Origin of the sequence: Prevotella sp. ICM33 (assembly GCF_000517825.1) — a bacterium.
GTDB lineage: Bacteria > Bacteroidota > Bacteroidia > Bacteroidales > Bacteroidaceae > Prevotella > Prevotella melaninogenica.
The window spans coordinates 13177-32255 of record NZ_JACD01000085.1; the positions used below are offsets into that span (position 1 = coordinate 13177).

Genomic DNA, 19079 nt, shown 5'->3' on the forward strand with positions numbered 1-19079 from the left:
GCTTTAATCTCCTATAACTTCCATCATGGTGACGACTCTGTTCTCCTTTCTATGGTAGAAACCGATGTGAATATTCTGCTTTGGCTGTTCAGCAAAGACATTTAGGATGTCTTGATAGCTGAATAAGTCGGTGTCATAGACGATGCAGTAAGCGCGACTTTTCCCTCCAAACTCCTTGAGTAGGTCGGTGTGCGTGTGTTGCAAGCTGTCCTTATCCGCTACTCGATACTCTGCCACGAGGGCATTGTCAGTTGCTAATTGTTGGCATTTTCTCATGACATCTTTGCCTGCAACAAATATATAATGTGGGAATGATTTAGCTTTCGAAGTGCGAAATCCCAATTTCTTTCTCGTTGCTCGAATGGTAGTACCTATCAGTGAACCAAAGGCTTTCACGTAGATAGCCGTCTTAATCGGTAGTCGCCATAGTGCGTTCATACCGCCATAATGCTTGCGGAAGAAGATGAGCATGGCATCATAGAAGACGTGAACATATCGGAAGCTCGACTTCTGCGTACTTTCGCCCTTGTAATGCAGGATACGCACGGGGAGATACCAGTTCTCAAAGCCACCTTTCAGCAGTCGATAGCTGAGGTCGACATCCTCACCATACATGAAGAAATCTTCGTCTAAGAGTCCTACCTTGTCTAAGGCAGCCCTGCGAAGGAAGCAGTAAGCACCGCTGATTACCTCAATCTTGCCCGGAATATCCCACGACAGACTACCCATATAATAATGTGCAAAGCGGTCACTTTGTGGGAAGTGCTTGCAAAGTCCTACCATCTTATAGAACGAAACAATGGGTGACGGCAAGCCACGACGACTTTCTAAGGCTCGTTCACCACAGTGAGTAAGCATCTGTACGCCATGTCCTCCCGCTGCAGGGTGGCTATCCATAAAGTCGATAGAAGCACGGATAACCTCCTCGCCCACAACCGTGTCGGGATTGAGTAGTAAGACATATTCGCCCTTACTCTGCCGAATCGCAATATTATTACCACCCGCAAAGCCTAAGTTATGCGCACTGGCAATGAAGTGAACATCAGGGAAACGGCTGCGAAGATAGGCTACGGAACCGTCATGAGAATGGTTGTCAACCACAAATACCTCTGCTTCAACGCCTTTCAAAGCGCGCTGAAGACTCTCAAGACACTGTTGGAGATAGTATTTTACGTTATAATTAACGATGACAACGCTCAGCTTCATTTATGCTTGTTCTGAATTATCCATAGAACATTCATGCTCGCAACGCTTCTTGTTGGGGAAGACGAAGAATAAGCTCAACGCTAAGATGACGGCAAGATAGAAGAAACTTACACTATCCCCGAAGGCATAGTAGAAGAAGGTGTTGAGTATCATCGGAACGCAAAGCATCATTATTCGCACGCTACCCCAGAAGAGAAGCTTACGACTGACGTGACTCTCGTCGGTATGTAAGTCAGAGTGTACGTAGCCAATCTTGAAAAGGAAGAGTGCAAGTGGGATAGTAGCGAGGGTCAACAGCTGCATAAGAAACTGCACAGTAACCATATTACTGCTTTCAACATCAGCCCACGCACCGGGCAAGATCAGTTCAAGTTCATACACCGCGATGATGAGCAGTGTGATAAGGCATGAGCCAAAGAACTCAATAAGAAGTATTTTTCTTGTTTTATCCATGGTTGTTTTAAGATTCAAAAGGTGTGCGGTTCAGAATACTTCTGCCCAACGTCACCTCATCAGTATATTCAAGTTCGTCGCCAACAGAGATACCTCGTGCGATAACCGACAGTTTCACGCCTGTGTCTTTCAGCTTACGTGAGATATAAAAGTTGGTTGTGTCGCCCTCCATGGTACTGGCAAGGGCAAGGATGATTTCCTTCACCGTACCCTCTTCCACACGTTCTACGAGCGATTCAATCTCTAAGTCGTGCGGTCCGATGCCGTCCATAGGAGAGATGATACCCCCCAAAACGTGGTATAATCCATGGAACTGCTGGGTATTCTCAATCGCCATCACGTCCTGAATGTTCTCTACCACACAGACCACTGACGCATCTCGGCGTGGGTCAGAGCAGATAGAACAAACCTCATTATCGGAAATGTTATGGCAAACCTTGCAATACTTCACATCGTGTTTCACACGTATGACAGCATCCGCAAAGCTATCCACGTCCTCAGTCGACTGGCGTAGCAGATGCAAAACAAGGCGCAGAGCGGTCTTGCGCCCCACACCTGGCAACTGTGAGAAAGCCTCTACGGCACGTTCTAAGAGTTGAGAAGGGTATTGTTGCATTTAAAATTAATTCTCGTAGGCTGGAGATAATCGAAAGGAGGGTTACGCTTGTAATCCTCTTTTTTATTCTATATAGTCGATTAGGACAATGGCTTTGATTTTGAGAGATATAGGGACACACCCCAAAAGTGCATCCCTATACAGACAGCCAGTCCTTAAAATAATATCTGTTGCTTCCTCTTGATTAATCATCAAAGAGGTAGATGCCGAGACCAACCTTCAAGCCCACTGTCGAATAGTTATGTGTCTTGAATGACTGGTCATAGTAAATAGCAGGTTCAATTGTCACCGAACGGTTGATGAAGAAGGCATAACCCACCTCAACACCCGGCATCAGGTCGTTATAACTATGGTTGGCATGGAGAAGCTTCACACCCGCACCCAAGTAGAGTCCGTTCTGTGTGATATAATAACGTCCACCAACACCTACGCTGATATGGTCGGCAACAGCCTCAGAACCATTGTGTACAGCATCGAATGTAGCAAGTACCATGAGGTTATCCCAAGGGAAGTAACCCGCCTTAGCCTGCACACCAATATTCATGCCGTCATGACCATTATAGTGCAAGTCGAGTCCTGTCAAGGAAGCACCTAAGTAGCCCTTACCCTCTTGAAACTGTGCAGATGCACTGATGCTCACTACCATTGCTGCAACGAGCAGCATAAATCTTTTTATCATAGCAATATTACGATATAAATAATAATTTAGGATTGACAAGTAATACCATAGGTTTTATGTCAATAATCTTAAGACAAAGGTAAGGATAATATTTGAAATGAGGAAAAAATTGACATTCTTTATAAAATAGAGGTGACCCCAAGACTTATTCCTATCATTTCATAGCAAGCGAATTCAGTACCATTGTCACTTGAAATAGACTTGACATGCTCTTTGAATGGAGATGGCAAATGTATTACAGTGCGTGCCAGCTCTTTGCATTTTTCCCCTTTGATATTCTATTATGCCATGTAACATGCAGGTTATCTTCTATCTATGATTTGTCTTTGAACAAATAAAGCAGCTATAGGCAAAGTCCCATACTTTCTTCGTTAATTTCTTTTCTACTTCTACAATTCTTTATTTAATATTACGACTTTCTTCTATTAGTTTTTCTTTTGATGGTAATTTTTCTACGTTAAGGATAAAGGCTATTTTCTCATCATATATTAAAGTTAAATATCCTTTATGTTCCCATTCTTTTAATACAGGAAGTATTCTTTCCCTTTCTGTATATATAATTGGAGGAAATCCATCCCATGTCCAGATAGGGCTATATGCAAATGGATCATGACAAATATAAGTTGCCAATACACGAATAATTTTTATTCTCTTCATATTATTTTAATGTTATTGTTCTACCTGTTTTCAAGTTCACCATTCTCATCAATCATTATTTGAAATTCAGGCTCTCTTCTATTAGTTTTTCTTTTGATGGTAATTTCTCTGGAATAAAAGAAAAAGCAATCTCGTTATCTTCTATTAATTTTATATATCCATTTTCCTGCCATTTCAACAAAATGGGTCTAATTCTTTCATAATTATTTCGAATATTTTTATTTAGCACATCTAATAAATTCCAATCAACAATTGGAGACATCAAATAAATATTATCGTGATAAATATAATTTATTATTAACAATAATAATCTACTACGTTTCATAACTCATGTGTTATTTGAAGGTTATGACTTCTCCTGTTTTTAGATTTGTCATTCTTGTTAATTTAATTTTAGATTGTGTTATAAATTGCGTCTGCTTTCTTACCGCTTCGTATTTTAAGCGATTCAGTCGAATGTGTTGAAGGGTCTATAGTTTCTTAGTCCATGTATTATTTATTGGTTCTTTTATTAAGCTATTTGCTTACTCATAAGTGTATTAAAAGCAAAAGTTCCACCTTGGTACGCATTTAAAAGAGGCGTGGTGGAAACTGTCACGACAAAGATAGTTCTTTTATTTTAATCTTGCAAGTCTTTAGAGTAAATCTTTGAAAATCATTGAAAAAGGTAAATTGAAGTATGAATAGAAAAGCTATTGTTCTCTGGTTTAAAAGTATTTGTAAACTATTTTCACTCATCTCAAAACCAATACATGCTCTTTAGGGGTCTAAAAGATGCTCTTTTGGCTTGCAAAAGGTGCCCTTTTGAGGTCTTATTAACGCCCTTTTGAAGTCCAATTAAGCACCTCTTACTTTACTCCTTTATAACTAATTGATTTCCTTATGGTTACAAACTTGCTTTTTATATGTGTTTTTGCCGTTATTTATTGATGTTTTCTTTGAATTTATGTAATGATTTTTCAGATCCTTATCTGCAGAGATTTTCGAAGTCTTAAAATGAACCTTATAAATAGCTTTAGCCACAGAGTCAGGCATCTTACAGCCTGCATACAGCGGATTACCCTCACGAAAAGAAATGTTTTCTGTTGGGAAAATAAACATTTCTTTCCATGAAAGTAAAGCCTTATTCTCACGAAAACAACTCCGAGAGTGTTGTTATAGGCAGGCAACAGTGAGGCCTGCCATGACGATGCTGACCATGCTCATGAGTTTGATAAGGATGTTGAGCGATGGACCAGAAGTGTCCTTGAATGGGTCGCCAACGGTGTCACTTTCTGAAAATTAAGTGTATGTAAGTTTTTTACTCGTCTATAATGTTACTTGATACCTCTTTTGGAGTATGTGGACCGAAATCTGCAAATACTTCATATTTGAAAGAGTGCAATGCTTCTGATTTGTAAGACCCCCCTATATTTGCATTAAAAACCTCTAATTTACTTAGTTTCAAAGCAACATCAAGGGACCTACTTAATTCTTTATCATATTCTATAGATATTTTTTCTGTTCCGAAGAGTCTTTTATCTTTACTATCTTTTAGTCGCTTAAATAAACTTGTCAGATTAGGATTGTTGCTTAAACCACTTTCATAGATTCGTTTATAGCAAATCTCTATAGACTCTGGTTCTCGTCCATTATCATTACTTTCTAATATTTTTTTCAAGTTAAGACGAATAGCCTTTGTTCCTTCAATACTAAGTTCTCCTTCGTAAATAGGTGTACCTCCTCCTACCTTAACTTTACCATTATCTTCTTTTTTTTCTTCTACCTCTTCTTTTATAAAAATATGCTTTGCTCCAAGAGCAACAAGTGCCTCTCTAACAGCAATACCTTCGTCGATAATCATTTTCTGTTCAAGATCTGGATTATCGAATGGTGTACATGTGTTCGTATATGGATTAAGTAAATAAATAGCATCTTCATTATTTAGGCTATCTACTATTGAAGCATATTTCTCTTTGGCATCTTCTTTGGTACACACATCTATGCTACCTTGCTCCTTTAATTCTAATATTTCTGGATAGTGGTTTTTCTCTACACCATATACAAAGTCTTCGTTGGAAACTAAAATGGTTTTATATTTACTCATTACTACAAATATATAAAAAGATTAAACTTGTCAGAATTAATAAAGCAGTACCTAAAACTATCCATTTTGTTGTTGGATTCGTCTTTTTTGTTAAGTAAAGCTCTGTTGAATCATCAAACATAAGTGATTCTTCCTTAAAATCCTCTCTCATTTTTACCTTATAATCAGTTGTTTTTTTGCCTGCTTCTTTTTTTGTGATATATAAAAAAGAGGACACTTTTCTGTTTTCATTGATTATAAAACCTTTAGCAAAAAAATACTGACCAATAAAGCCACACCAAGGAGTTTTATGTCCCAAAGCAATGTTTGATTTTTTGTATAATAAATCAAATGCTTCAGAACGTTCTGAGCCTGGATTCTTTCTAACACCATTCATTACGACCACATCTGCTTCAGAAGGGTCAAAAGGCTGATACCATAAAACTGAAACTATTTTGTTTTTTGATTTCATAAGGCTTCAAGTATTTCATCTTTAATTTTATTAATATCTTTCTCATCTAACAAGTTTACAAAGTCGACATTATTGTCGAGAAATTGTGTTATTTTTTGTTTTACTCCTTTAAGTATAATATTTGTAATCTTGTTTTCAAGTTTTTGTTTAATTTTTTGTTTCAGTTCTTGCTCAGTTATGTTGATTTCATCAAAATGAGTTATTAAAATTTTCAATCCACAATTTTCTTTTCCATTAATGCATCTTGAGATTTTCTCAATCTGGCTTTTTACTTCTTTGAAACTTGATTTCTTCTCAAATTCGTGTCCATTAATTAAATAATAAATGAATGTGCCTTTACTTATTAATTCATCATATGTTGAAACCCAGTCATCACCTCCTCCAATGTCTTTTGTTTCAGAGATAGTTATGGTTTTCTCATTTTTACTAATTGTAAATTCAGAAACTGTCTGTTGTGACGTCCTATTCTTAGAAGATTCTTTGAGGTCAGCACCAAGTCTACTCCATAACTCAGTCTTACCAGATTCTTTGCAACCAAGAATTATAATATTCTTAGTTTTTTTGTTAGGGACGCTTGATATTCTTTTGATTAATTTCCACAATAGGTAAATAAAAACATAAGGAGGTAATAAATGCCACATAAAATAATTGTTGAAATAGTTTTATATTATAATTACTTAATATATAGTTTTTTGATTTATAATCAGTAGGGACTGAAAAAGAAGTTATAGCAAGCTGTCTTTATTTACATGTCATAGATTTGCTATAATTCTGATTGGTAAGTTGAAGGTTTAGTTTGGGGTCAGAACGAATGCCATTGATTTGATTATGGTTTCTTGTAATCATTGTTTTCATTATTATACGTTTTATTGATAGTTATGATTCTACAGAGTTTGGAATTGATGTTTGTTTTATTATGACTAAGCAATTTAGGTTTGCTCAAGGTTGTCTTGTTTTGTATAAGTTACTTTGTCTATGGAATGTAAGAAAAGTAATAACTCTATTACAGGGGCAAAGTTATAAATTATTTTTTATAAAATTACCATATATTACGTATAATTTAAATAAGATATTGTGATTTGAGTCTTATGAAAGTTTAAGGTATTTTGTAAAATTCCTGATACAGCGACACCATTCGTTTGCTAATAATAATTTGGCTTTAAGGTGATAATCTTTTAGAGTTACAGATTGTATTTTGTATTTCGGCTTTACCTTTCAAAGTTTAGTTATTCCTATGGTATCTTTAGGAGCAAATAATCCCAAACCGCTCTATTAGAAACTTCTTTTGTTTTACTTGAAACATCCTTTTTGTATGTTTCATGCCCAATAAGTGTACGCTTTGTTAGTTATAAACAAAGTGTGTTTTATAAAAGTTTTCTAATGAACGGTTTGGTTTTAAGATTTTATTTCTCACGAAAACAACTCCGAGAGTGTTGTTATAAGCAGGCAACAGTGAGGCCCGCCATGACGATGCTGACCATACTCATGAGTTTGATAAGGATGTTGAGCGATGGACCAGAAGTGTCTTTGAATGGGTCGCCAACGGTGTCACCGACGATGGTTGCCTTGTGAGCGTCAGAGCCTTTACCACCGAAGTTGCCCTCCTCGACATACTTCTTCGCATTGTCCCACGCACCACCAGCATTCGACATGAAGACGGCAAGGGTGAAGCCGGCTGCCAAACCGCCTACTAACAAGCCCAATACACCTGCCACTCCGAGTAAAAGACCGACGACAACGGGGATGATGATGGCTAAAAGCGATGGGATAATCATCTCGTGTTGCGCACTCTGAGTACTGATTTCTACGCATTGTCCATAGTCTGGTGTGCCTGTTCCTTCTAATATTCCCTTAATCTCACGGAACTGGCGACGCACCTCTTCCACCATCTTTCCAGCTGCTCTACCAACGGCACCCATTGTCAATCCGCAGAAAAGGAAGGCTGCCATAGCACCGATAAACGCACCGACAAGCACCTTTGGATTCATCAGGTTCACTTGGAAGAAGTTCATGAAGTCTGGGATAGTAGCCTTTGTGGCATCAATGGTTTCGCCTGCAACGTTGGTCATTTGTGTACCGACACGAGCCATGGCAATCTTGATTTCTTCGATATAAGAAGCCAACAACGCTAATGCTGTCAGTGCAGCCGAACCAATAGCAAAGCCCTTACCCGTAGCAGCTGTGGTATTACCTAAGGCATCAAGGGCATCAGTACGCTGGCGCACCTCCGCTCCTAACTCGCTCATCTCCGCATTACCGCCAGCATTGTCGGCAATCGGTCCGTAGGCATCTGTTGCCAAGGTGATACCCAAGGTTGAGAGCATACCGACCGCAGCGATACCGATACCATAGAGTCCGTGCTGAATAGAGAGTGCTGACATTGACATGTCAAAGCCGTTGGCACAGAGATAACTCAGCATGATAGCCACTGAAATGGAAAGGACAGGGACACAAGTAGAAATCATACCCGTACCAATACCTTTTATAATAACAGTCGCAGCACCTGTATGACTTGCCTCAGAAATCGCCTTTGTAGGCATGTAACTCTGGGAAGTATAGTACTCCGTTGCCTGTCCGATGATAACACCAGCTGCCAAACCAACAATCACAGAGAAGCTAACACCCAACCAGTTCTCCAGTCCTAAGAGGTAGAGAATGAGGAAACTAACAGCTGCAATGAGTACAGCAGCCGTGTTTGTGCCCAATCCTAAGGCGTGGAGAAGGTCCTTCATTGTGGCTCCCTCCTTCGTTCTTACGAGGAAAATACCGAATAAACTAAGGAAAACACCGACGGCAGCGATGAGCATTGGTGCGATGACAGCCTTTAGTTGCATATCACCTGATGAGGCTGCAAAGGCAGTTGCACCCAAGGCAGCCGTAGAAAGAATCGAACCACAGTAGCTCTCGTAGAGGTCGGCACCCATACCAGCCACGTCACCCACGTTGTCGCCCACGTTGTCGGCAATCGTTGCAGGGTTGCGTGGGTCGTCTTCAGGGATGTTAGCTTCCACCTTACCCACGAGGTCGGCGCCCACGTCAGCCGCCTTTGTATAGATACCACCACCTACACGAGCAAACAAAGCCTGTGTCGATGCACCCATACCGAAGGTCAACATCGTTGTTGTGATGGTGATAAGCATTTCGCTCGTTGTCATCTTATCAGAATAGAACCAAGTAAGGACAATGAACCAAATGGCTATGTCTAACAAGCCTAATCCAACGACAACGAGTCCCATGACAGCTCCCGAACGGAAGGCAATTTTGAGTCCATTGTTGAGTCCATTGCGTGCTGCATTGGCTGTTCTCGCACTGGCATAGGTAGCCGTTTTCATACCGAAGAAACCCGCAAGACCAGAGAAGAAACCACCAGTCAGGAAGGCAAAGGGTACCCATTCATTCTGCGCATTGAAGCCATAAGCCATGATGGCGAAGACGATCGCAAGAACAACAAAAACAATCAATACGACTTTGTATTGCTGTTTCAGATACGCCATGGCACCACGGCGCACGTATTCAGCAATCTCAACCATGCGGGGAGTACCTTCCTCCGCTTTCATCATAGACTTAAAGAAGTACCATGCCATACCCAAGGCGCATACTGATGCAATGGGAATGAGCCAAAAAACTTGTGGGATGTGTTCCATAATTTAAAATGTTTAGGTTGTGTAATAGATAGATTATAATATGGTGCAAATATATAAAAAAATATTGAGAGCAAAAGGAAATTGAGGGAAAAAGAAGAATACAACAACCAACAACAACTGGCCCCTCCCCCTTACCCCTCCCCCAAAGGGAGGGGAGTGAAATGCGAGGTACCCCTTGTGGTTTCCATATTGTTTGCTATTTCAGGATAGAGAAGGGATATATAAAAGGTGTGTTTTATATAAAATATAGTAAGGATTAAGGCTAATTCTCATATAGTCTTAGCCTTTTGAAAGACAATGCTGAAGACCTAATAATGCTGGTATTTGTGTGTAAAGAGATATGTGAGGGGGCTTAACACACGGCGTGCGGAGGCTTAGCACATGATGTGCGGGGCGTTAATAGGATGAAAAAAAGCCTCACCCCCAGCCCCTCTCCTGCAGAGAGGGGAGTGCTGGATATAGTTTGCCAATCATAATGAGTGGAAACACTTGCAAACCACAAGGGGTATCACGCATTTTACTCCCCTCCCTTTGGGGGAGGGGCAAGGGGGAGGGGCTGTTTGTTGCTGTGGTGTGTTTTGGTTGTTTCTTTTTTTTACCACTGCCCCTTCAGCGTTTCTAACAACGCCTTTGATATTGCTTCATTCGCCTCTTTTGTATATCTGAGGTCGGTGAAGACCTGTGCGAGGGTTTCTTTGTTGTTGATTTCCACAAAGTGTTTGTTTTCCTCTAACTGCTCCTTTGGCGTATAGAAAGCATCGATACGGTCGGGGGTATAGTCTTCGTAAGTTTCGTGGTGGATGATGCTGTCGATAGGAAGGCGGTCGGTGAGGGCAGGATCTTCTGCAGGCCAACCGAGTGTGATAGTGGCAACAGGCATCACTAAGCGTGGCAGTTGTAGGACTTCAATGATAGCTTTGGGGTTGTAAATGGTTGTACCCAAGAAGCAAGTACCTAAGCCTTCTTCCTCAGCAAGGTTGCAGAAAGTCTGACAATAGAGCAGCGCATCGGTGGCAGCATTGAGGAAAGAAAGGAAGTTGTCGTAACCCGGAGTAGCCTTACGGTTCTCCGCCCAGAGCGTAGTACGACGGAAGTCAGCGCAGAAGGTGAGGACCACAGGTGCTCCCATGACCATCGATTGGTTGAAATGAGCAGGTGCCAATTGCGCCTTCTTTTCCTCGTTTCGTGTGATGACAACCGAGTAAAGCTGCAGGTTTCCCATTGTTGGGGTACGCTCAGCCTTCTCTAATAGAGTTTTCAGTAAATCCTCCGATACATCCTTGTTGGTGTATTTTCTTATCGTCTTTCTTGTATTTATAGTTTTCATTTTAGATAATTTTGATGCTACAAAGTTAAGTAAATGTTTTCTATTTTGGAAAACAATTCGTAACTTCGCAGACGAAAAAAATTCTAAAACGACAATAATGGAAACCAAACAAACTTACTCATTCGATGAAGCTTTTCAAGCATCTTTAGCTTATTTCGGTGGAGACGAACTTGCTGCTCGTGTGTGGGTCAACAAGTATGCGATGAAGGATAGCTTCGGAAATATCTATGAGAAGTCGCCAGAACAGATGCATTGGCGCATTGCTAACGAGATAGCTCGTATTGAAAACAAATATAAGAACCCTTTGACGGCACAGGAGGTTTTCGATCTCTTGGACCATTTCAGATATATTATCCCTGCTGGTAGTCCGATGACAGGTATCGGTAATAACTATCAGGTGGCATCCCTTTCCAACTGTTTTGTAATTGGTTTGGACGGTAATGCCGATTCTTATGGTGCCATTATGCGCATTGACGAAGAGCAGGTACAGTTGATGAAGCGTCGTGGTGGAGTAGGACATGACTTGACTCATATCCGTCCGAAAGGCTCACCAGTGAACAACTCAGCCCTGACTTCAACGGGTCTTGTTCCTTTTATGGAACGTTATTCAAACAGTACTCGTGAGGTAGCGCAGGATGGTCGTCGTGGTGCCTTGATGCTTTCTGTAAGTATTAAGCATCCAGATTCAGAGGCGTTTATCGATGCCAAGATGGAAGAAGGTAAGGTGACCGGTGCTAATGTGTCGGTGAAGATTACCGATGAGTTCATGCAGGCAGTCGTTGAGGATAAGACATACGTACAGCAGTTCCCTACCAATAGCAGCAAGCCAAGCGTAACGAAGGAGATTTCTGCTAAGGCATTATGGGAAAAGATTGTACATAACGCATGGAAGAGTGCCGAGCCGGGCGTGTTGTTTTGGGATACAATTATCCGAGAGAGTATTCCTGATTGTTATGCAGACCTTGGTTTCCAGACCGTTTCAACGAACCCATGTGGTGAGATTCCACTCTGTCCATACGATAGTTGTCGACTCCTTTCGTTGAATCTCTATTCATACGTTATCGACCCATTTACAGACCATGCACGCTTCGATATGGAATTGTTTAAGCGTCATGCACAGCTCGCACAGCGATTGATGGACGACATCATCGACCTTGAGATGGAGAAAATCGACCTCATCCTGTCGAAGATAAAGACCGATCCTCAGGTGGATGAGGTGAAGAGTGCAGAGTATCATCTTTGGGAGAAGATCAAGAAAAAGAGCTGTCAGGGTCGTCGTACAGGTGTGGGAATCACCGCTGAGGGCGATATGATAGCAGCTATGGGCTTGCGTTATGGAACACAGGAAGCAACCGACTTCTCTGTTGATATCCATCGCACTTTGGCTCTGAATGCTTATCGTTCATCAGTGACAATGGCACAGGAGCGTGGTGCGTTTGAGATATATGATGCTAAGCGAGAGGAGAAGAATCCGTTTATTCTTCGTTTGAAGGAGGCTGACGGACAACTCTACGAGGATATGAAGAAGTATGGTCGTAGAAATATTGCCTGTCTGACGATTGCTCCTACGGGTACAACCTCGCTCATGACACAGACGACATCGGGTATTGAACCTGTCTTTATGCCTGTATATAAGCGTCGCCGTAAGGTGAATCCAAATGATACGGATGTACATGTAGACTTCGTTGATGAGGTAGGTGATTCTTTTGAAGAGTACATTGTTTACCACCGTAAGTTCCTGACATGGATGGAGGTGAACGGAATCGATACGCAGAAGAAGTACAGTCAGGAAGAGATTGACGAACTTGTGAAGCGCTCTCCTTATTATAAAGCTACCGCAAACGACGTCGATTGGTTAATGAAGGTACGTATGCAGGGCGAGATTCAGAAGTGGGTAGACCACTCAATCTCAGTGACTGTGAACCTTCCAAATCAGGTTGACGAGGAGTTGGTGAACAAACTTTATGTAGAGGCATGGCGTAGTGGTTGCAAGGGTTGTACTATCTATCGTGACGGGAGTCGCTCAGGTGTGATGATTTCGGTATCGAAGAAGGACAAGACAAAGGACGAAAAGCCTGTCGATGAGGAGAAGGTAAAAGACCTTAACTCAGCTGAGGAACATCATGAGCATATCTGTAATCATCCAAATGTAATTGAAGTTCGTCCAAAAGAATTGGAGTGTGACGTCGTACGCTTCCAAAACAACAAAGAGAAATGGGTGGCTTTCGTTGGTTTGTTAGAGGGTTATCCTTACGAAATCTTTACTGGTTTGCAGGACGATGAGGAGGGTATTGCCCTTCCAAAGAGCGTTACTAAGGGTAAGATTATCAAGCAAACAGCCGAAGACGGCAGTCATCGTTACGACTTCCAGTTCGAGAATAAGCGTGGCTATAAGACTACCGTTGAAGGCTTGTCAGAGAAGTTCAACCCAGAGTATTGGAACTATGCGAAGTTGATTTCAGGCGTATTGCGTTATCGTATGCCAATCGATCACGTCATCAAGCTCGTTGGTTCGCTGCAATTGAAGAACGAAAGCATCAATACTTGGAAGAATGGTGTTGAACGCGCATTGAAGAAGTATGTTGTTGATGGTACGAGTGCGTCAGGCTTGAAATGTCCAGTCTGTGGTCAAGAGACCCTTGTTTATCAAGAAGGTTGTCTGATTTGTACCAACTGTGGTGCCTCACGTTGTGGCTAAGCAGTTAGCAGTAAAGTTCAATTAAATCCCATTTCGGTTATTAGTAAACCATACATATACCTATTGTAGACTAATGACAGTCTTGGATTAAAACAAAGGGCAGGCAGCTCGTCTTGCCCTCACTTCTCTTAAAGAATGATGAAATTAATGACAAGTTATATACTTCTGCAAGGTCTTCACTTCCATGCTCGTATCGGAGTAGGGGAGCAGGAGCGAATGGTCGGTAATGAGTACGTTCTTGACCTACGGTTAGGCTATCCGTTTGCAACGGCAATGGAGAGCGATGATGTTGCTGACACACTGAACTATGCAGAGGCTTTTAATGTCATAAGAGAAGTCATGAAACAACCCGCTCGCCTGTTAGAATCTGTCGCTGGGTCCATTGTCGAAGCATTGTGTGCGGCTTTCCCAATGCTAAGTAGTATCGACTTAAAACTCGTGAAACTTAATCCCCCAATGGGTGCTGACAGTGATGGGGCAGGCGTGGAATTACACTTAATAAATGATAAAACCGAGGTTTAGAGCCTTGGTTTCCCAACGAAAAGCCGTATCTTTGCCCTTTAAATAGTTAAGTATGTTTAAGAAAATATCGCTTCTCCTTGTTTTCTTGGTCTTGTCGGTAAGCCTGTCATGGGCTGCAGACGGACGGTTCACACTTGTTATTGACCCCGGTCATGGTGGTCATGACGCTGGTGCGATAGGTGCAATATCAAAGGAGAAGGACATCAACTTGAATATAGCTTTGGCTTTTGGTCGTTATGTTGAGAGGAATATGCCAGATGTCAATGTGATTTATACCCGTAAGACCGACGTGTTTATCCCTTTGCATCAACGTGCAGACATCGCCAATAAGGCTAAGGCAGACCTCTTTATATCCGTACATACGAACTCTGTGGCATCAGGGCGTTATGTAAAGGGATTTCAGGTGTACACCTTAGGTATGCACCGTGCAAAGGCTAACCTCGATGTGGCTATGCGAGAGAATGGCGTAATCTCAATGGAGAAAGGCTATCAGCAGACCTATCAGGGTTTTGACCCAAACTCCTCAGAGAGTTATATCATGTTTGAATTCATGCAGAATGCGAACATGGAGCGGAGTGTTGAGTTAGCTCGAATGATACAGAACTCTGTTTGTTCGTCTGCAGGACGTATCGACAAGGGTGTTCATCAGGCTGGTTTCCTCGTGTTGAGAGAGAGTTATATGCCAAGTTGCTTGATAGAGTTAGGCTTCATTACGGCAGCTGATGAGGAGGAATATCTGAACTCTCCAGCGGGTATAGATGCTATGGCAAAGGGTATTTACAATGCTTTTGTACAATACAAGAATGCCTATGACACACGTATCGTGGTGCCTTACCGCCCTGTTGAGAACAAACGAATCGTGATAGATCGCGTTGTCCCAACTGCCCCAACAACTAAACCGCATCCTGTTGCGCCAATAGAGCGTTCCCGTTCTGTGGCTCCAGTGCAGCGTTCTCGTTCTACAGTACCCGTAGAGCAGCCACGTTCTTCCACCCCAGCACCCCCAGCTCGCCCTATGAATAAGGTACAAGAGGCGAAGAAGAGGATTTCAGATGCGATTCGAGAGTTGCTCCCTTGTAATGATTCAGAGGCTGAAACGGCAAAGAGCGTACCTGTCTTTAAGGTGCAAGTGTTGGCTTCTAACCGTCAGTTGCGGTCGGGTAGTGAACTCTTCCGTGGGCATACAGACATTGATTGTGTTCAAGAAGGCAACTTTTATAAGTATTGTATAGGCTCCAGTACGAATTATAACGACATCTCACGCTTGCGTGGAAAGCTCTTGAAAGACTTCCCACAAGCTTTTATTATTGCCTACAAAAACGGTGCACGTATGGATGTCAACCAAGCAATAGCAGAGTTTCTCAAGAATAAAAAGAATAAGTAAACAAAACGGATATGAAGAAATTTTTCACACCACAAGTAAGGATTGCCATCGTTGCTATACTTGCTATCGTTGTGTTATTCTTTGGAATACAGTTCCTAAGAGGTATTTCCCTCTTCTCGAATGACGCACATTACAAGATCAAGTTCAACGATATCACGGGCTTGTCTACATCAACTCCTGTCTATGCTCGCGGTTTTAAGGTGGGTATCGTTAGGAATATTGATTACGACTATGACAAGTTAGGCGAGTCTATCACAGTTGATATCGATGTTGAAAAGACATTGAGAATCCCAGAGGGTACTACCGCTGAGATTGTTAGTGACATCATGGGTAACGTGAAGGTCGTACTACAGTTTGGCAAAAGCACGAAGTTCTTGGAGCCTAACGGATGGATTGACGGTGTTATTAATGATGGTACTTTAGGCGACTTGAAGAGTATGGTGCCTTCTATCCAGAAGATGTTGCCAAAGTTGGATAGCATCCTTGGAAGCGTAAATACACTCCTTGCCGACCCAGCTCTTCAGAGTTCGGTACACAATATAGACAAGATTACAGCCAATCTTACTACTTCTACCCGTGAGCTTAACACCTTGCTTGCACAGGTTAATGGTTCTTTGCCTGTTGTGGCTGCAAAGGCTGGTAGGGTGATGGACAATGCCAACGGCATGATGGTAAACGCAAACAGAGGCGTTACAGAGGCTCGTGGGGCTATCCGTGGCGCAAATACGATGATGTCTAACCTTAATAATAAGGTGAACGGACTCGATGTTGAGGCTACGATGGCTAAGGTGAACGCAACTTTAGACAATATGAACTCGCTCACTGCTAAGCTGAATAGCAACGAGGGTACAATGGGCTTGATGCTTAACGACGCCTCTTTGTACAATAATCTTAATAGCACGATGCGCTCAGCAGATAGTCTTTTGACAAATCTTAAAGCACATCCAAAGCGTTATGTTCATTTCTCTATCTTTGGTAGAAAAGACAAGTAATTTAAATATAGTCTAAATAATATCGTCAATGTTTCACACGCAGGGAAAGCTTCTTGAAGCTGTTTGAATATCAGCTTCTTTGCGCTTTCCCTGCGTTTGTTTCACTCTCAGCGTCATAAAGGGTGTAAGGCGGGTGAAACTTATTGTTTTTCAAATACTTACAATTACACAACTACGCAAAATGAGTGGTTCGTAAGAAAGATAACGCAACCTCCACAGATATAACGATTTACAAACTTTCACGTCTTTAGGACATTATCTTACAAATAGTTCTCTTTATAAATAAATTGCTATCTTTGCACTATCGAAATTAATCAGAGATAGTCGGCAAGCCACTATTTCGAGAAAGACATAGATATTTATAGATAACCAATTATGAACGTCAGTCCTAAAAATCTTTGGGATAGTTGCCTCCAGCTCATAAAGGAGAATGTGACCGAGCAGCAATTTGACACTTGGTTTCGTCCGATTGTTTTACAGTCGTACAAGCCAGCATCAAAGACATTGTTAGTTCAGGTCCCAAGCCAATTCGTATATGAGTATTTGGAAGGACATTACGTAGACTTGCTACGTAAGGTCTTGACGCGTGTCTTCGGACAAGGCGTACAACTGACGTATCGTGTAATGGTTGATCAGGAGAATCATTTGTCACAAGACTTAGAGCAGGACACCGTAGAGGATATCTCGTCACAGCGTCCTACTGCTCGCGCTAATCAGAGCCCAACCGTACTGGATACAGTGCCACAGGACCTCGATTCGCAGCTCGACCCTCATAAGTCATTCAGCAACTATGTTGAAGGCGACAGCAACAAACTCCCTCGTTCTATCGGTCTTTCTATCGCAGAACACCCTAACACAACACAGTTTAACCCAATGTTCATCTATGGACCATCGGGCTGTGGAAAGACTCACCTTGTGAATGCTATCGGATTAAAAGCAAAGCAGCTTTATCCACAAAAGCGTGTGTTATACGTGTCTGCACGTCTGTTCCAAGTACAGTACACCGATTCTGTACGACAGAATACTACCAACGATTTTATCAACTTCTATCAGACAATTGATATTCTGATTGTCGATGATATCCAGGAATGGGTTACTGCAACAAAGACGCAGGATACCTTCTTCCATATTTTCAACCACCTTTTCCGTAACGGAAAACGTATCATCTTAGCGAGCGACCGCCCACCAGTCGACCTGAAGGGTATGAACGACCGCTTGCTGACTCGTTTCTCTTGCGGACTGATTGCAGAGTTGGAAAAGCCAAACGTACAGCTTTGTGTGGATATTCTCCACAGCAAGATTAAGCGTGATGGTCTTAACATTCCAGAGGATGTAGTGCGCTTTATCGCCGAAACTGCTAATGGTAGTGTACGTGACCTTCAGGGTGTTATCAACTCATTGCTCGCTTACAGCGTCGTTTACAATAGTAATATTGATATGAGATTGGCTGAGCGTGTTATCAAACGTGCTGTGAAGATTGACGACGAACCGCTGACAATTGACGATATCATGGACAAGGTTTGCTCACATTATAATGTCACGATGTCGGCAGTCAACTCTCGTTCTCGCAAGAAAGACATTGTGATGGCACGCCAAGTGAGCATGTATATGGCACAGAAATATACGAAGATGCCTGCAAGTCGTATCGGAAAGTTGGTGGGTAATCGTGACCACAGCACCGTAATCCACAGTTGTTCAAAGATTGAAGACCGACTAAAGGTTGACAAAGGATTCCATGCTGAAATCGCAAGTATTGAAAACTCTTTTAAGTTAAAAGCATAAGGTCATTAGTTTGAAAGTCTGTCGCATGGTCGTGGCAGGCTTTTTTAATTGCCTTAAACCTTAAACCCTCACCTGAAAATAACCTTCCCCTTACTTTGAAAAATTATTACAAAGCAAGCGTAAAAACTCCCTTAAAAACTCCAAAAAGTACTGATCGTGATGTCTTTGTAACTTACATAAAATCAAGAACTTACAAGGTTGCTTTCTAATAGGTGCTTACTTAGGCATGAAAAGGGCGTTAGTAAGCGTTCAAAAGGGCATCTCTTGCAAGCCAATTGGGCGTCTTTTCGAAGCCAAAAGAGCATCTTTTAAAAACGAGGATGTGAAAAATAATTACATTCGTTGTAAGGAGTGGTTTTGGAGATGGTTAAGGATACCCATTTAAAATTGTTCATTTTGGGTAGGACTGTTTGGCATTAAACGTAATAAAAAAGGTTCTTCCGGAATTTGGAGTGATAAAGATTTGTCCAAACTTAGTTCTCTGACGAAAGGTCACACGGAGAAAAGGAGAGGACAGAGGATTATTAAAAAAAGCAATGGAAGTCACGGAGGCACCGTCGGTGCATAGAGCGACGGAGCTTG

The 19079-nt window shown here is 41.7% G+C and carries 16 protein-coding genes and 1 pseudogene; 5 read left to right on the forward strand and 12 right to left on the reverse strand.

Going from position 1 to position 19079, the window contains the following annotated elements; translation table 11 throughout:
- Positions 1-3: 3 nt before the first annotated feature.
- The 12 genes and pseudogenes from HMPREF1505_RS10400 to HMPREF1505_RS10455 all read right to left on the reverse strand — a co-directional run bounded on the left by HMPREF1505_RS10400 (position 4) and on the right by HMPREF1505_RS10455 (position 11119).
- The gene (locus HMPREF1505_RS10400) at positions 4-1206 is read right to left on the reverse strand and encodes a glycosyltransferase family 2 protein (protein WP_036925187.1); all 1203 of its coding nucleotides are present in this window, start codon (positions 1204-1206) and stop codon (positions 4-6) included.
- Entirely contained in the window at positions 1207-1659 is a 453-nt protein-coding gene (locus tag HMPREF1505_RS10405) for a hypothetical protein (RefSeq protein ID WP_013265061.1), read from the reverse strand.
- A gap of 7 nt (positions 1660-1666) precedes the next feature.
- A complete protein-coding gene (recR, locus tag HMPREF1505_RS10410; protein ID WP_013265871.1) occupies positions 1667-2275 on the reverse strand; it encodes a recombination mediator RecR in 609 nt (202 codons plus the stop codon).
- 184 nt (positions 2276-2459) lie between these two features.
- Positions 2460-2939 carry an outer membrane beta-barrel protein gene (locus HMPREF1505_RS10415; RefSeq protein WP_081722955.1) on the reverse strand — a complete coding sequence of 160 codons (480 nt, stop codon included), beginning with the start codon at positions 2937-2939 and terminating at the stop codon, positions 2460-2462.
- Positions 2940-3353: 414 nt separating this feature from the next.
- Positions 3354-3611, reverse strand: a complete 258-nt coding sequence (locus HMPREF1505_RS10420) for a hypothetical protein (protein WP_025839993.1) — start codon at positions 3609-3611, stop codon at positions 3354-3356.
- Between the two features lie 55 nt (positions 3612-3666).
- Positions 3667-3936 (reverse strand): peptidase, encoded by a 270-nt coding sequence (locus tag HMPREF1505_RS10425; RefSeq protein ID WP_231480390.1) that lies wholly within the window; start codon positions 3934-3936, stop codon positions 3667-3669.
- Between the two features lie 830 nt (positions 3937-4766).
- Positions 4767-4880 (reverse strand): annotated as a pseudogene (locus tag HMPREF1505_RS13640) (sodium/proton-translocating pyrophosphatase); the annotation flags it as partial.
- 31 nt (positions 4881-4911) lie between these two features.
- A complete protein-coding gene (locus HMPREF1505_RS10435; protein WP_036925194.1) occupies positions 4912-5697 on the reverse strand; it encodes a hypothetical protein in 786 nt (261 codons plus the stop codon).
- Complete coding sequence (locus HMPREF1505_RS10440; protein WP_036925196.1) at positions 5690-6148, reverse strand: hypothetical protein; 459 nt, start codon at positions 6146-6148, stop codon at positions 5690-5692. Before HMPREF1505_RS10440 ends, HMPREF1505_RS10435 begins: the two co-directional genes overlap by 8 nt.
- Positions 6145-6789: a hypothetical protein gene (locus HMPREF1505_RS10445; protein ID WP_036925198.1), complete on the reverse strand. Its 645-nt coding sequence runs from the start codon at positions 6787-6789 to the stop codon at positions 6145-6147. The genes HMPREF1505_RS10440 and HMPREF1505_RS10445 overlap by 4 nt, the downstream gene beginning before the upstream one ends.
- Positions 6790-7584: 795 nt before the next feature.
- The gene (locus HMPREF1505_RS10450) at positions 7585-9792 is read right to left on the reverse strand and encodes a sodium-translocating pyrophosphatase (protein ID WP_036925199.1); all 2208 of its coding nucleotides are present in this window, start codon (positions 9790-9792) and stop codon (positions 7585-7587) included.
- 595 nt (positions 9793-10387) lie between these two features.
- Positions 10388-11119 (reverse strand): nitroreductase family protein, encoded by a 732-nt coding sequence (locus HMPREF1505_RS10455; protein WP_036925200.1) that lies wholly within the window; start codon positions 11117-11119, stop codon positions 10388-10390.
- 97 nt (positions 11120-11216) lie between these two features.
- Between HMPREF1505_RS10455 and HMPREF1505_RS10460 the strand changes: the two genes are divergently transcribed.
- The 5 genes from HMPREF1505_RS10460 (at position 11217) to dnaA (ending at position 18497) form a co-directional block, all read left to right on the forward strand.
- Complete coding sequence (locus tag HMPREF1505_RS10460; RefSeq protein ID WP_036925201.1) at positions 11217-13817, forward strand: adenosylcobalamin-dependent ribonucleoside-diphosphate reductase; 2601 nt, start codon at positions 11217-11219, stop codon at positions 13815-13817.
- A 138-nt stretch (positions 13818-13955) separates the two neighbouring features.
- A complete protein-coding gene (gene folB, locus HMPREF1505_RS10465) occupies positions 13956-14339 on the forward strand; it encodes a dihydroneopterin aldolase (protein ID WP_036925208.1) in 384 nt (127 codons plus the stop codon).
- A 52-nt stretch (positions 14340-14391) separates the two neighbouring features.
- Positions 14392-15723 (forward strand): N-acetylmuramoyl-L-alanine amidase, encoded by a 1332-nt coding sequence (locus tag HMPREF1505_RS10470; protein ID WP_036925202.1) that lies wholly within the window; start codon positions 14392-14394, stop codon positions 15721-15723.
- A gap of 11 nt (positions 15724-15734) precedes the next feature.
- Positions 15735-16715 carry an MlaD family protein gene (locus HMPREF1505_RS10475; protein WP_036925204.1) on the forward strand — a complete coding sequence of 327 codons (981 nt, stop codon included), beginning with the start codon at positions 15735-15737 and terminating at the stop codon, positions 16713-16715.
- A gap of 375 nt (positions 16716-17090) precedes the next feature.
- Positions 17091-18497: a chromosomal replication initiator protein DnaA gene (gene dnaA, locus HMPREF1505_RS10480; protein ID WP_036925205.1), complete on the forward strand. Its 1407-nt coding sequence runs from the start codon at positions 17091-17093 to the stop codon at positions 18495-18497.
- Positions 18498-19079 lie beyond the last annotated feature (582 nt).

What these genes read in the sequence shown, in the direction of transcription:
- HMPREF1505_RS10400 (WP_036925187.1), bottom strand. Translation starts at nt 1,206, where the DNA reads ATGAAGCTGAGCGTTGTCATCGTTAATTATAACGTAAAATACTATCTC.
- HMPREF1505_RS10405 (WP_013265061.1), bottom strand. Translation starts at nt 1,659, where the DNA reads ATGGATAAAACAAGAAAAATACTTCTTATTGAGTTCTTTGGCTCATGC.
- recR (WP_013265871.1), bottom strand. Translation starts at nt 2,275, where the DNA reads ATGCAACAATACCCTTCTCAACTCTTAGAACGTGCCGTAGAGGCTTTC.
- HMPREF1505_RS10415 (WP_081722955.1), bottom strand. Translation starts at nt 2,939, where the DNA reads ATGCTGCTCGTTGCAGCAATGGTAGTGAGCATCAGTGCATCTGCACAG.
- HMPREF1505_RS10420 (WP_025839993.1), bottom strand. Translation starts at nt 3,611, where the DNA reads ATGAAGAGAATAAAAATTATTCGTGTATTGGCAACTTATATTTGTCAT.
- HMPREF1505_RS10425 (WP_231480390.1), bottom strand. Translation starts at nt 3,936, where the DNA reads ATGAAACGTAGTAGATTATTATTGTTAATAATAAATTATATTTATCAC.
- HMPREF1505_RS10435 (WP_036925194.1), bottom strand. Translation starts at nt 5,697, where the DNA reads ATGAGTAAATATAAAACCATTTTAGTTTCCAACGAAGACTTTGTATAT.
- HMPREF1505_RS10440 (WP_036925196.1), bottom strand. Translation starts at nt 6,148, where the DNA reads ATGAAATCAAAAAACAAAATAGTTTCAGTTTTATGGTATCAGCCTTTT.
- HMPREF1505_RS10445 (WP_036925198.1), bottom strand. Translation starts at nt 6,789, where the DNA reads ATGTGGCATTTATTACCTCCTTATGTTTTTATTTACCTATTGTGGAAA.
- HMPREF1505_RS10450 (WP_036925199.1), bottom strand. Translation starts at nt 9,792, where the DNA reads ATGGAACACATCCCACAAGTTTTTTGGCTCATTCCCATTGCATCAGTA.
- HMPREF1505_RS10455 (WP_036925200.1), bottom strand. Translation starts at nt 11,119, where the DNA reads ATGAAAACTATAAATACAAGAAAGACGATAAGAAAATACACCAACAAG.
- HMPREF1505_RS10460 (WP_036925201.1), top strand. Translation starts at nt 11,217, where the DNA reads ATGGAAACCAAACAAACTTACTCATTCGATGAAGCTTTTCAAGCATCT.
- folB (WP_036925208.1), top strand. Translation starts at nt 13,956, where the DNA reads ATGAAATTAATGACAAGTTATATACTTCTGCAAGGTCTTCACTTCCAT.
- HMPREF1505_RS10470 (WP_036925202.1), top strand. Translation starts at nt 14,392, where the DNA reads ATGTTTAAGAAAATATCGCTTCTCCTTGTTTTCTTGGTCTTGTCGGTA.
- HMPREF1505_RS10475 (WP_036925204.1), top strand. Translation starts at nt 15,735, where the DNA reads ATGAAGAAATTTTTCACACCACAAGTAAGGATTGCCATCGTTGCTATA.
- dnaA (WP_036925205.1), top strand. Translation starts at nt 17,091, where the DNA reads ATGAACGTCAGTCCTAAAAATCTTTGGGATAGTTGCCTCCAGCTCATA.